A 12,520-nucleotide genomic window follows, 5' to 3' on the forward strand; every position below is an offset into this window, starting at 1 on the left:
CACGAACTGCAGCGCCGCGGCGGCCGCTATGGGCTGGAAACCATGTGCATCGGCGGCGGCCAGGGTATCGCTGCGGTGTTTGAGCGCTACTGAGCCACCGCATTAATCCTGGCCAGGGCACGGCCCTTTTCTCGGCGTCACGAAGACGGCCGGTCTGTGCCCGCCGTCCCGCCATCTAGGAAAACCTGAAATGATCCGCGATAACGACACCCTCGAAGCCCTGCTCGACAGCGTGCGCCGCTTTGTGCGCGAACGCCTGGTGCCCGCCGAGGCACTGGTGGCCGAGACCGATGAAATCCCGCAGGACATCGTGCAGGACATGCGCGACATGGGCCTGTTCGGCATGACCATCCCCGAGCGCTTCGGCGGCCTGGAACTGACCATGGAAGAGGAGGTGCGCGTGGTCATGGAGCTGTGCCAGACCTCGCCGGCGTTCCGCTCGCTGCTGGGCACCACCGTGGGCATCGGCTCGCAGGGCATCCTCATGGATGGCACGCCCGAACAACAGGCCGCCTGGCTGCCGCGCCTGGCCACCGGCGAGATCCTGGCCTCGTTTGCGCTGACCGAACCGGACGCCGGCTCGGACGCCAGCTCGCTGCGCACTACCGCAATCCAGGATGGCGACCACTATGTGGTCAACGGCACCAAGCGCTTCATCACCAACGCGCCGCAAGCCGGCATGTTCACGCTGATGGCGCGTACCAATCCCGATATCAAGGGATCGGCCGGGGTTTCGGCATTCATCGTCGATGCTAAGACGCCGGGCATCAGCTTCGGCAAGCGCGACGTGAAGATGGGCCAGAAAGGCGCGCACACCTGCGACGTCATCTTCGAGAACGTGCGCGTGCCCGCCGCCAACCTGATCGGCCTGAAGGAAGGCCAGGGCTTCAAGACCGCGATGAAGGTGCTGGACAAGGGGCGCCTGCACATCGCCGCCGTCAGCGTCGGCGTGGCCAGGCGCGTGCTGCGCGACGCCCTGAACTATGCGCTGGAGCGCAAGCAGTTCGGCCAGCCCATCTGCGAATTCCAGCTGATCCAGGCCATGCTCGCCGACAGCCAGGCCGAACTCTATGCGGCCGAATGCATGGTGATCGACGCCGCTCGCCGCCGCGACGAGGGCCGGAACGTTTCCACCGAAGCCTCGTGCTGCAAGATGTTCGCCACTGAGATGGTGGGCCGCGTGGCGGATCGCGCGGTACAGATCCTCGGTGGTTCCGGATACATCGCCGAGTACGGCATCGAGCGTTTCTACCGCGACGTGCGCCTGTTCCGCCTTTACGAGGGGACCACGCAGATCCAGCAGGTCATCATTGCCCGCAACATGATCCGCCAGGCGCGCGATGCCTGAAGGTCGCCCATAGCCGGCCCGGAGCAACGGGATTGCACGTCACTTCCGGCGCACATACACTGGCGTCGTTCTGCTTGCGCCCCGCCCTGCGGAACCGCTTTCCACCCGCACAAGGATTCCCGCGAAATGCCACCGGACCGAGAACCCGCACAACGGATCAGCGACATCCCGCGCCACTGGGCCATCCAGGCACCCGGGCATGTGGCGGTCTTCGAGGATGGCCGCACCACCACTTTCTCGCAGCTGTGGGCGGGTATCGAGGATGCGCAGCGCTATCTGCAGGCGCAGGGCGTCGGCACCGGCGACCGGGTGCTGATCACGGCCGAGAACTGCCTGGCGGTGATCACGCTGGTGTTCGCCTTGTCGGAACTGGGGGCGTGGCCGGTCGTCGTCAATGCCCGCCTGACAGAACGGGAAATCGAGGTGATCCGGGCGCACTGCCGGCCACGCCTGATGTTGTTCACCCACGCTGCGTCGCCGGATGCGTTGCGGCACGGCGTGCGCTATCGGGCCCGGGAGATCGCCCCGGCCGGTCTGGGCCCGCTGATGGCGAGCGCCGTCGACGAAACCAGCGAGCGCGAGCCTGAAGCGCTCGCGCGCGACGTCGCCGCGTTGATCTATACGTCCGGCACGACGGGGCAGCCCAAGGGCGCGATGGTCACCCATCGGGGCCTGCTGCACTTTGCGCGCGTCACGGTCGATTCCCGCCGCATGCAGGCCGACGACTGCGCCTACGCGGTCATGCCCATGTCGCATGTCTTCGGGCTGGGGACGCTGCTGCTCTCGACCTTACAAGCTGGCGCCAGCCTGTACCTGTGTGCGCGCTTCAATGCGGAGGATGTCATCGCGGCAATCCGGCAAGGTGCCATCACGCTGCTGCAGGGCGTACCGATGATGTTCAGCCGTATCGTCACGCACGTGCGTGCGAGCGGCTTGCCGCTGCTGCCGTCGCCGCGGCTGCGCTATCTCTACACGGGCGGCGGGCCGCTCGATCCGACGCTCAAGCAGGAGGTCGAGACGATGTTCGGCCAGCCGCTGCACCATGGCTACGGGATGACCGAGTATGCGGGTTCGCTGTTCGTGACACGCATGGAACGGCCGCGCACCGATTGCGCGGCGGGCGAGATCGTCGAAGGCGCGGAGCTGCAGGTGGTCGGGACGGACGGCAAGCCGGTGCCGGAGGGCGAACCGGGCGAGCTATGGGTAAGAGGTCCCGGCGTCATGCGCGGCTACTACCATGCCCCGGACCTGACCGCCGAGGCATTGCGCCCCGGCGGCTGGCTCAACACCGGCGATATCGGCCGGCTGGGTCCCGACGGCGCGTTGTTCATCGTCGGCCGCACCGGGGACCTGATCATCCATTCCGGCTTCAACGTCTACCCGATTGAAGTCGAATCGGTCATCAACACACATCCGTCCGTGCGCCTGTCGGCCGTGGTCGGGCAGCCCGCTGCGGACGGCAACGAGGAAGTGATCGCCTTTGTCGAAATCAAGGATGGAGAGAAGTTCGATGCGGAGGCGCTGCACGCCTATCTGATCGATCGCCTGTCGCCATACAAGCGCCCGGGGAAGATCCTGCGCGTGGCCGCGATTCCGGCGACGGCCAGCGGCAAGCTGCTCAAGCACCAGCTCCGGCAGATGGTCGCCGCGCAGAAGTAGCGGAATCAGGGGTTCGCGGGCGCCTTCAGTCCTGGCGCCCGAGACCGTCCTCGACCAGGAGATCCACCAGCTTGCGCGCAAACAGCGGCAATGCGCCGAGATCTGCAACGCATATCTGCAGCTTGCGCTCGGCCCATTCATCGTTGAGCTGGACGATCCGCAGCGCCATCGTATTCGCATGGCGGCGGGCTGTGGTTTCCGGCAGCACGCCGACACCGACATTCGCCTCGATCATCCGGCAGGCGGTCTCGAAGTTGCTGACCTGGACGCGCCAGCGCAGCTCACGCTGCAAGTCCGCCGCGGCCCGCTTGAGGAAATTGTGGATCGCACTCTCTTCCGGCAAGCCGATGAAGTCGTAGTCGAGCGTATCGACGAAATCCACGCTGCTGCGCTCGGCCAGCGGATGGCTCAGTGCAGTGGCAAGCACCAGGCGGTCGTTCCGGTATGGCATGACTTCGAGCCCTTCGGTACGCACGTTGCCGGCGACGATGCCGATGTCCACGATCCCGTCCTGCACCGCGCGCACGATGTCCGGGCTCAGCCGTTCGTGCATGTCGATGGTCACGTCGGGGTGGTTCACCAGATAGGTGCGCAGCACGGCTGGCAGGAACTCGCTCATCGCCGTGGTGTTGGCAAAGACGCGCACATGGCCTTTCACGCCTGCCGCATACTCCTGGAGATCGCCGCTCAACTGCTCCAGCTGGCGGAGTACGCGGCGCGCGTGGGCAAGCAGCGTCTCCCCCGCCCCGGTTACCTTCACGCCCTGGCTGCTGCGGCTCAGCAGCTTGACGCCGACGTGTTCCTCCAGGTTTTTGATGCGGGTGCTGGCCGCCGCCAGGGACAGATGCGAGCGTTGTGCACCGCCGGTCAGGCTCTGGGCCTCCGCAATATGCGTGAATAATTTTAGATCGACCAGATCAAAGCGCATCACATTCTTCCCTAACGTCGTACCGGATTATCTCCCACAGCAGCGCGCAGTACACCTGAGCGGTGCGATTTCCGGACCCGCCGGGCGTGAATTGCCGCCCTCCTCCAAGCCTGACCGTGTTCCAGTCCGGCCGCACGGGCCTAGCCCCACAAACGTTAGGTAGATTTTGCGCGCCCGATGCAGTAACTTCCATGGGGAATATCCCCACAACACTGCCAGGAACCCGGTTCAGGCCCTCATAAATCATGACAAAACGCCAGGCCAACGCCACCACTGTGGACACCCGCGAGAAGCTGATGCGCCTGGCGGCGCGCGCCTTTGGCACGCAAGGCTATGCCGCCACTACCATGCGCGGGATTGCCGACCAGGCCGGCATCGAAGCGGCCAGCATCTACTACCACTTCTCCTCGAAGGAAGAGCTGCTGGACGCGGTAATGGAACACGGTGCCCAAAGCATCTTTGCGCACACGCAGGCGCGCATCGCGGCGCTCCCGCCAGGCGCCGACGCCGAGCAGCGCTTCCGTGCCGGCCTGCTCGGCCTCTTCAGCGCGATGATCAAGTACGGCGACTACACCCTGGCGCATGGGCGCCAGCTGGCCGAGTTGCCGGACAAGGTGCGCGAGCGCCATCTCAAGCGACGGGCCCAGCATCAGGCGTTCTGGAGCTGCATGCTGGAAGACCTGCGCGCCGAAGGGCACCTGCGCGAGGACATCGACATCGCCCTGTGCCGCGTGTTCGTCCTGAGCACGATTACCTCCGTGCAGACCTGGTTCAACCCGAAGAAGGGCTCGCCCGAAAAGGTGATCGACGAACTCTGCGCGATCCTGTTTGAGGGCGTCCGGCCCAAGCAGGTGCGCAAGCCGGCGCGGCGGGCGCAGGCCGTGGCTTCGTGAGCCAATACTGCAGCAGCACCTCCCGATCGCGGACCGGGTTCCCCCTCTCCGGCACGCGGGAGAGAGGGAGAAAGCCCTCGGCATGCAGGCATGGTTATCCTGCCTTCGCCTGAGACAGCGCCACCAGCTTCTTCCAGCGCTCAAGTTCGGCCGGCGCATTGGCGCGGGCTTTCGCAGCGTCCTGGATGTCGACCTCCAGCCCCTGGTTGATGCAGAACGCCTTGAAGGCCGGCGCCGCGGCGGCTTTAGTCATGGCGTCGGACAACTGCGTAACGATTGCCTGCGGCGTGCCGCGGCGGGCAAATGCCCAGATCGGGGTGACCAGTTCATAGCCCTTGAGGCCGGCCTCGTCCAGGGTGGGCGCGTCGGGAAAATAGCTCGACCGCTGCTTGCTGGTCACGGCCAGCACCCGCAAGCGCCCCGCCTTCACCAGCGGCAACGACGTGGCCACGCCGCCGAAGCCGGCATCCAGCTGTCCGCCCGCCACATCGATTGCGACCTGCGCCGGCGCCTTGTAGGCAACGTGGTTCATCCGGATCCCGGCCATATTGCTCATTAGCGCCGCAGCCATCTGCGGCGTGGTGCCATTGCCGGGCGAGCCATAGGACAGCCCGTCCGGCTTGCGTTTCGCGGCGGTAATGAGGTCCCGCACCGTGTGCAACGGCGAGTTCGCCGCAGTGACCAGCACCATCGCCGAGGTCGCCAGGCGGGCGACCGGCTCGAAGTCGCCGACCGCATCATACGGCGTCCTCTCGACGAACTGGTTCGAGTAGTGCGCCGCATAGTTGAACAGGATCGTATAGCCGTCGGCGGGCGCCTTTGCTACCAGATCGGTGCCGATGATCCCGCTGGCGCCCATGCGGTTCTCGACGACGAACGACCCGCCCATCGTCTTCGCCAACTCCGCGCTCATGTAGCGCGCAACGACGTCTGTACCCGAGCCCGGGCTCAGAGGCACGATAAAGCGGACCGGGCGGGACGGGTAGGCCTGCGCACGTGCCGCCAGAGGTAGCGCTGCCAGCGCGGGTAGCAGCTGCAGGCAAGTACGGCGTGAAATCATTGCGTTGTCTCCTGTTGAATCGGCCGGCGGGGCAATGGTCAGACGATCCCCGTTTCGCGCAATGCCTGGATCTCTATCGGGCTGAGCTTGAGCAGCCCGCCGTAAATCTCCTCGTTGGCACCGCCCAGCTCCATGGCAGGCCGGTCGAACTGCGATGGCGTCGCCGAGAATCGGATCGGCAGTCCCATGCCCACCGCGTCCACCGGGCCGAACTCGGGGTGGGCCAGGTTCATCAGCGCGCCGCTGTCATGCAGCCGCTGGTCGTGCAGCACCTCGTTGGGCTTGCGCACCGGCGCGCAGGGCACACCGCGGTTGTTCAGCAGTTCGCGCACCACCTCGGCCGAGCTGCGCTGCTTCGTCCAGCCCGCGATGACCTCGTTGAGTGCCGTGGCATTGCGCATGCGAGGCCCGCGGCCGCTGAAACGGGGGTCCTCGAGCAGTTCGGGTTGCCCGATCGATTCCAGCAGCCCGCGCATCCAGTCCGGCTGGAACGCGACGATTGCCACGTGCCCGTCCAGCGTCGGGTAGACCCCGAACGGCGCGAGCCGGTCGTGGTAGTTGCCAGTGCGCGAGGGATAGCCTTCCCGTCCCATGACGTCAAAGTGCTCTTCGGCCACCCACGATGCCAGGCAATCCAGCATCGACACCTGCACGCGCTGGCCCTCGCCGGTGCGGCCCCGGTGGATCAGCGCGGCCAGGATGCCATTGACGACGTACATCGGCGCGACCATGTCCGCAATTGGCAGGCCGCAGCGCGTCGGCGGGCCATCGGCGTAGCCGGTGACCTCCATCAGGCCGCTGAGCGCCTGGACGATGATGTCCATGCCCTTGAGCCCCGGAAACGCACTCGGCTCGCCCATCGCCTTGACCGACGCATAGACGATGCGCGGATTGCGCTGCTTCACCTGCTCGTAGTCGACGCCGAGCTTGGCGGTGGTGCCCTCGCTGAAGTTCTCGAGCACCACGTCGCATTCCTCGGCCAGCCGCATGAACAGCTCGCGGCCCTGCTCCGATTTCAGGTCCAGCGTGATGCTCTTCTTGTTGCGGGCCCGGTTCAGGACCGTCAGCGATACCTCGCCGTCTTCACGCTGGCCAAAGTGGATGCCGTGGCTGCCCACGAACGGCGGGTTGGTTCGTGCGATGTCCCCCCCACCGGGCGCTTCCACGCGGATCACCTCCGCGCCCATTCCGCCAAGCAGCAGCGAGCCATACGGCCCGGCAAGCGCCACAGTCAGGTCCAGTACGCGGATGCCTTCAAGTGGCCGCGATTGATTTGCTTGCACTGCTGTCTCCTTTCTTGTCGGTCCGGCGTCATGCGGCCGGGCCCTTTCCATTTCCATTGCCTTACAACTGTTCGCTACGCGAGGGCACCGTGCTTTCCGGTCCTTTGGCCGGGACAGGTCACCGTAACCCTTAATCGATGCTAGTGGAACCGGGCGGTTGCGCTCAAGTAGTCACTGGCGAACCACCGGTTCGCATTCTGCGAATTGCTCGCGGTGCGGATCGTGCTGTCAGACGATGCCGGTCTTGCGCATGGCTTGCACCTGCGAGCGGTCGTAGCCCACCTCAGCCAGCACTTCTTCGGTGTGTTCGCCAACCATGGGCGGCCGCCGCGCAACATCGGGCGGGGTACGCGACAGCACTGCGGGCGGCGCTACGATCGGTGCCTTGCGCGGCAATCCGGGGTAGTCGAGCCAGATGTAGGCGCCGGACTCCTGGATCGACGCATCATCGAGCGCCTCGCGCGGGGAATAGATCGGCGCCGCCGGGATCTTGGCCTTCTCCAATTCCCGCAGCGCGTCATCGCGAGTGCGGGTGGCGCACCATTTGCCCATCAGGTCGCTCAGGAAATCACCGTGCTCACCGCGCCGCAGGTCGTCGCTGAAGCGGGGATCGTCCACCAGTTCCGGTGCACCGATCAGATTGGCCCAGCGCCGGAACAGCGGCTGCCCGATCACCTGGGCGATGATCCAGCCGTCGGCCACGCGGAAGATGTCCGAGGGTCCATAGGAGGGGCTGCGGTTGCCCATCGCCTGCCGGTCGATGGCAAGCGCCGCTTCCTCGATCAGCGCCCCGCTGGACAGGTTCAGCGCCGTCTGCAGCAGCGACGCCTCGACGCATTGCCCGCGCCCGCTGTTGCGCCGCTCGTACAGCGCCATTACTGTGCCCAGCGCGCACGACAAGGCGGTCGAGAAATCGACCACCGGCACCATCGCCTTAGTAGGGCTGTCCGGTGTGCCCGACATGTAGACTGCGCCGCTCATCGCCTGCCCCACCCCGTCGAAGCCGACCCGGTGGCCAGCGCTTTCATGCGAGCCGAAGGCCGTCGAAGCGGTCAGGATGATGCCGGGATTGATCGCGCTCAGCGTCGCGTAATCCAGCCCCAGGTTCGCGAGCGTTTTCGGCGGCATGTTCGCCACCACCACGTCAGCCGTCGCCACCAGGCGGCGCACCACCTCACGGCCCTCCTCGCTGTCAATGTCCAGCGTGATCGAACGCTTGTTGCGGTTGCACTGCAGGAACAGCGCCCCTTCCCCGGAGTCCGTGACCGGCACGATGAACCGGTCTTCGCTGCCGCCTACCCGGTCGATCCGGATGACGTCGGCACCGTAATCGGCGAGCAACGCTGCGCAGAACGGGCCCGCAATGAAGCGTCCGAAATCGAGGACGCGGATACCTTCAAGCACCTTGGACATCTTCTTTAGCTTCCATCTCACTGGCTGCCTCGTCTGGGGGAGACGACGGCTGATGGAATCGATCCTGACGGCCGGCGCTTCGCCGGTCAATCAAGGCTCACAAGACGTTCCGTGCATCGAAATGGTCTGGCCGGGTCGCGACCCGGAACCGGCATACCGCGTCGCCCGGCTCATGCGACCGAAAGCCGCCGGCCCGACGAGCGGCTGGCCGCAAGCCGCCTGGCCGCATCCATCGACAAGCCAAAGCGGTCGTAGAAAGCGCAGTCGAGGTCACTGGTGGCAGGCCAGCCGGCGAAGCGCCCCAGAGCGGACACCGCAACATCGCCCGCCATCGCTTCGAACAGCACCCGCATCAGCCGTTGCGTGCGGCATAGATCGGTCAGGGCCGTCCCCTGCGCGAACAGCGTGCGGCGCACCTGCGCAGTCGACAGATTCAGCCGCTCAGCGATAAAGGCGGCGCTCCACGCGTACTGTGGCTGCAGGAAAACACGTTTGCAGATACGGTGATGCAGGGAAGCGTGCAGCGCCGCGGGCACCATGTCCTGGATCGCCAGGATACAGGCGGATGGCTGCACGCTGCTGCCGTCCAGGTGCAGGTCGATGACACCGAACGGCTCGATGGTCACCTCCTGCCCGGGCAGCAGCAGGCGTTCATATCCGCGCCGCCTGATCACCAGCCTGCCGTGCGTGGCGGCGACAGCCAGCGGGAAGGCCAGCAACAGCCGGTGCAGGCTGACGTGCATGTGGGACTGCAGATGAACGCGCATGGTGGTTCGGAAAGCGGTCAGGGACGATGAATATCATCGCCGCCAGGCCGGTTTCCCGCCTATGCAATTTCCGAACGCCCCGTTTACCGTCACGACATGGCGCCGCTGTTCGTCGGTACTGCCAACGACGTCGAGCAAGGCGCGCACCTTTGCCGGCATCAGCCGACGCACCGGCGTCGGCGCATAGATCCTGGACACTATTGAAGTGAATGTGGGCAAGACCCTCCGCGGTGACGTGCCGCGGAGGCAAGGCGCAAACTCAGGCCGTGGTCGTACGCGGGAACACCGGACCGCGCTTCTCGCGGAACGAGGCCACGCCTTCCTTGACCTCGGGACCGCCGAAGCCAAACATCTCCAGCGCCAGCGAGGCGTCGAAGGTCGGCCCTGCCTGGCGCAGCCAGTTGTTCAGCGCATACTTGGTCCAGCGGATCGCCGACGGTGCACCATTGGCAAGACGGGTGGCGATCGAGACCGCCGTGTCCTGCAGGTCCGCCTCATCCACGGCAAGCGACACGAGGCCCATCTGCTCTGCCTTCTCGCCGCTCACCGGCTCGCAAAGCAGCAGGTGGTACTTGGCCTTGGCCATGCCGCACAGTAACGGCCACACGATCGCTGCGTGGTCGCCAGCGGCAACGCCGAGACGCGTATGGCCATCCACCAGCCGCGCGGTGCGGGCCGCCACCGAGATATCCGCCAGCAGCGCAGCGACCAGTCCCGCACCGACCGCGGAGCCATGGATCGCCGAAACGATCGGCTTGGAGCAATTGATGATGTTGTAGACCAGGTCCTTTGACTCGCGCCAGACGCGGGCGCGCGCATCGAAGGAATCGATCATCTCCTCGACCATCTCGAAGTCGCCGCCGGCCGAAAATGCCTTGCCCGCGCCGCACAGCACCACGGCGCTCACGGTCGGGTCGGCGTCGATGTCGCGCCAGACGCGGGCGATCTCGTCGTGGCCCCGGGCATCCAGCGCGTTCAGGCGCTCGGGACGGTTCAGCGTGATGCGCAGGACGCCCTCGCTCGGGCGGTCGAACGCCAGGCTCGAATAGTTCTCATAGGCCGCACCCGCGGCGGCGTTGCTTTTTGACATGGAATCTCCTGAATAAAAGTGCGGGGGCGTGTGCAGCGAACAAGGAAATACACGCGCCCCCGTCAATCGATGCGGCGTCAATACGCCATCAATGCGCTGCGGCCGCGCGAATCTCATCAAGCGCCGGCGGATTGTCCAGCGCGGACAGATCGCCGGCAGGCACGCCGGTGTAGACGCTGCGGATGACGCGCCGCATGATCTTCGAGCTGCGCGTCTTCGGCAGCTGCGCCACTACGTGGACCACGGATGGGCGGAACGGGCGGCCCAGGCGGCCATCGACATGCTTGCTGACAGCGGACGCCAGCGCTTCCTGCGACAGCGCCATGGCGGCGGATGGCACCAGGAAGACCACCAGTTTCTGTCCCTTGACCGGATCCTCGACGCCAATCGCGGCGGCCTCGGCGATCTCCGGCAGTTCCAGCAGCACGTCCTCGATCTCGGCGGGCCCGAGCCGCTTGCCCGCCAGCTTGATGGTGTCGTCGGAGCGCCCCATCATGAACCAGGTGCCATCGTCGCGGCGCAGCGCCAGGTCGCCGTGCACCCAGATGCCCGGCACCGTGCGCCAGTAGGCATCCAGGTAGCGCTCGTCATCCTGCCAGAACGACTGCGTCATGCCGACGAAGGGCCGGCGGATCGCCAGTTCCCCCACGGTATTGGTCAGCGACCTGCCATCCGCGTCGACAACGTCGGCAGCCACAGACGGCGATGCGGTGTTGAACCCGGCCGGGCTGATCGGCTTCACGATCACGCTGGACAGCAGCGCGCCCGAAACCTCGGTGCCGCCGGTGTAGTTGATGACGGGACTGCGGCCACTGCCGAACGCCTTCTGGAACCACAGGAAGTGCTCGGGATCGATACCCTCCCCTGCCGTGATCAGCAACCTGACCGTCGACACATCGCCTTGCGTGGCGTTGGCCTCGTTGGCGGCCAGGCCCCGGATCAGCGTGGGCGCGGAGCCGAAGTGCGTCACCCCGTAGCGTTCGATGATCCGCGACATGCGCGACCAGTCCGGGAAATCGGGGGCACCGTCATAACAGACCAGCGTCGCGCCGCGCAGCAGCGCGCACGACATCACCAGCGTGCCTGCCACCCAGCCCATGTCCGCGGGCCAGCAGAACACATCCTTCGGACTGACATTGAAGTGGACCGCAGAATCGTGTGCGATCTTCATCGGGAAGCTGCCGTGGGTATGCACGGTGCCCTTGGGCTTCCCGGTGGTGCCGGAGGTATAGATGATCATGAATGGATCGTTCGGCGACATCCGTGCTGCCGTGGCGTCAGGCTGCGCACCGGCCACCTGTTGCCAGTCGAGCACCTTGTCGCCGAAGGCAATGGCCTCGCCCGCATGCTTCCAGATCGTGGTTCCGATCTCCGGCAGGCGCGACATGGCCTCGTCGACCAGGCTGCGCGTATCGACCCACTTGCCCCGGCGCGAGAATCCGGTGGTGGCCACCAGTGCGCTGGCCGAGCACGACGACAGGCGCGACACGATCGCATCGACGCCGAAGCCGCTGAACAACGGCACCGTCACCGCGCCGATCCAGGCGATGGCCAGCGAGGTCACCGTTGCCTCGACACCGTTTTCCATCAGCAAGCCGACCCGGTCTCCTCGCCCCACGCCAAGGGCCTTCAGGCCGCCGGCGAAGGCAGCCACCTTTTGCGCCAGTTCGGCATAACTCAGGCGCTGAACCGAGCCGTCCTCGCGCTCGGCCACCACGGCGGCATGCGACGCCATCTTCGGGTCGTCGGCCCACCTGAGCGCGGACCTGACCCAGTTGAGCTGGCCACCCGGGAACCATTTCGGGAACGGCTGCCCCTTGGACGCGTCGAGGTATCGCTCGTACGGAACGTCCCAGACCATCCCGCAGAAGTCGTTGACGGCATTCCAGTAGGCGTCGGGCTTCTCGTTCGAGAAGGCCAGCAGTTCATCGTAGTCCTTCAGCCCCAGGCGCGCGACCAGCGCCGATACGTTCGCCGTGGCGATATCGTCTCCCGTAGGGATCCAGTCATTGTGCAGAGAGTCACTCATCGAAAATCCAGCGTATTGGTTGCACGGTTACAGCGGCGCGATGCGGGCAA

At 65.8% G+C, this 12,520-nt stretch carries 11 protein-coding genes; 4 read left to right on the plus strand and 7 right to left on the minus strand.

What is annotated here, in order from left to right:
* The 3 genes from AC3FKH_RS27835 to AC3FKH_RS27845 form a co-directional block, all read left to right on the plus strand.
* Nucleotides 1–93: hypothetical protein (locus tag AC3FKH_RS27835; protein WP_488679051.1), on the plus strand; the 93-nt coding region annotated here is incomplete at its 5' end.
* Nucleotides 94–190: 97 nt separating this feature from the next.
* On the plus strand, nucleotides 191–1,348 hold the full coding sequence (locus tag AC3FKH_RS27840) for an acyl-CoA dehydrogenase family protein (protein WP_488678930.1): 1,158 nt from the start codon (nucleotides 191–193) through the stop codon (nucleotides 1,346–1,348).
* A 126-nt stretch (nucleotides 1,349–1,474) separates the two neighbouring features.
* Nucleotides 1,475–3,007: a class I adenylate-forming enzyme family protein gene (locus AC3FKH_RS27845; RefSeq protein WP_488678931.1), complete on the plus strand. Its 1,533-nt coding sequence runs from the start codon at nucleotides 1,475–1,477 to the stop codon at nucleotides 3,005–3,007.
* A gap of 25 nt (nucleotides 3,008–3,032) precedes the next feature.
* On the opposite strand, the gene AC3FKH_RS27850 is transcribed toward AC3FKH_RS27845, so the two are convergent.
* Entirely contained in the window at nucleotides 3,033–3,935 is a 903-nt protein-coding gene (locus AC3FKH_RS27850; RefSeq protein ID WP_488678932.1) for a LysR family transcriptional regulator, read from the minus strand.
* Nucleotides 3,936–4,180: 245 nt separating this feature from the next.
* Here AC3FKH_RS27850 and AC3FKH_RS27855 point away from each other — a divergent pair, with 245 nt between their 5' ends.
* Entirely contained in the window at nucleotides 4,181–4,828 is a 648-nt protein-coding gene (locus AC3FKH_RS27855; protein WP_488678933.1) for a TetR/AcrR family transcriptional regulator, read from the plus strand.
* A 94-nt stretch (nucleotides 4,829–4,922) separates the two neighbouring features.
* Here the strand turns inward: AC3FKH_RS27855 and AC3FKH_RS27860 are convergent, their stop codons facing one another.
* From AC3FKH_RS27860 to AC3FKH_RS27885, 6 genes are all read right to left on the minus strand, one after another.
* Complete coding sequence (locus AC3FKH_RS27860; RefSeq protein WP_488678934.1) at nucleotides 4,923–5,888, minus strand: tripartite tricarboxylate transporter substrate binding protein; 966 nt, start codon at nucleotides 5,886–5,888, stop codon at nucleotides 4,923–4,925.
* Between the two features lie 38 nt (nucleotides 5,889–5,926).
* A complete protein-coding gene (locus AC3FKH_RS27865; RefSeq protein ID WP_488678935.1) occupies nucleotides 5,927–7,171 on the minus strand; it encodes a CaiB/BaiF CoA transferase family protein in 1,245 nt (414 codons plus the stop codon).
* Nucleotides 7,172–7,399: 228 nt separating this feature from the next.
* Complete coding sequence (locus AC3FKH_RS27870) at nucleotides 7,400–8,584, minus strand: CaiB/BaiF CoA transferase family protein (protein ID WP_488678936.1); 1,185 nt, start codon at nucleotides 8,582–8,584, stop codon at nucleotides 7,400–7,402.
* A 170-nt stretch (nucleotides 8,585–8,754) separates the two neighbouring features.
* A complete protein-coding gene (locus AC3FKH_RS27875) occupies nucleotides 8,755–9,327 on the minus strand; it encodes an AraC family transcriptional regulator (protein ID WP_488678937.1) in 573 nt (190 codons plus the stop codon).
* Nucleotides 9,328–9,610: 283 nt separating this feature from the next.
* Nucleotides 9,611–10,441 carry an enoyl-CoA hydratase/isomerase family protein gene (locus AC3FKH_RS27880; RefSeq protein WP_488678938.1) on the minus strand — a complete coding sequence of 277 codons (831 nt, stop codon included), beginning with the start codon at nucleotides 10,439–10,441 and terminating at the stop codon, nucleotides 9,611–9,613.
* An 88-nt stretch (nucleotides 10,442–10,529) separates the two neighbouring features.
* Nucleotides 10,530–12,470 (minus strand): AMP-binding protein, encoded by a 1,941-nt coding sequence (locus AC3FKH_RS27885; protein WP_488678939.1) that lies wholly within the window; start codon nucleotides 12,468–12,470, stop codon nucleotides 10,530–10,532.
* Between the last annotated feature and the right edge of the window lie 50 nt (nucleotides 12,471–12,520).

It is taken from the genome of Cupriavidus sp. 21MJTG02-4, from assembly GCF_057798975.1.

What these genes read in the sequence shown, in the direction of transcription:
- AC3FKH_RS27840 (WP_488678930.1), top strand. Translation starts at nt 191, where the DNA reads ATGATCCGCGATAACGACACCCTCGAAGCCCTGCTCGACAGCGTGCGC.
- AC3FKH_RS27845 (WP_488678931.1), top strand. Translation starts at nt 1,475, where the DNA reads ATGCCACCGGACCGAGAACCCGCACAACGGATCAGCGACATCCCGCGC.
- AC3FKH_RS27850 (WP_488678932.1), bottom strand. Translation starts at nt 3,935, where the DNA reads ATGCGCTTTGATCTGGTCGATCTAAAATTATTCACGCATATTGCGGAG.
- AC3FKH_RS27855 (WP_488678933.1), top strand. Translation starts at nt 4,181, where the DNA reads ATGACAAAACGCCAGGCCAACGCCACCACTGTGGACACCCGCGAGAAG.
- AC3FKH_RS27860 (WP_488678934.1), bottom strand. Translation starts at nt 5,888, where the DNA reads ATGATTTCACGCCGTACTTGCCTGCAGCTGCTACCCGCGCTGGCAGCG.
- AC3FKH_RS27870 (WP_488678936.1), bottom strand. Translation starts at nt 8,584, where the DNA reads ATGTCCAAGGTGCTTGAAGGTATCCGCGTCCTCGATTTCGGACGCTTC.
- AC3FKH_RS27875 (WP_488678937.1), bottom strand. Translation starts at nt 9,327, where the DNA reads ATGCACGTCAGCCTGCACCGGCTGTTGCTGGCCTTCCCGCTGGCTGTC.
- AC3FKH_RS27880 (WP_488678938.1), bottom strand. Translation starts at nt 10,441, where the DNA reads ATGTCAAAAAGCAACGCCGCCGCGGGTGCGGCCTATGAGAACTATTCG.
- AC3FKH_RS27885 (WP_488678939.1), bottom strand. Translation starts at nt 12,470, where the DNA reads ATGAGTGACTCTCTGCACAATGACTGGATCCCTACGGGAGACGATATC.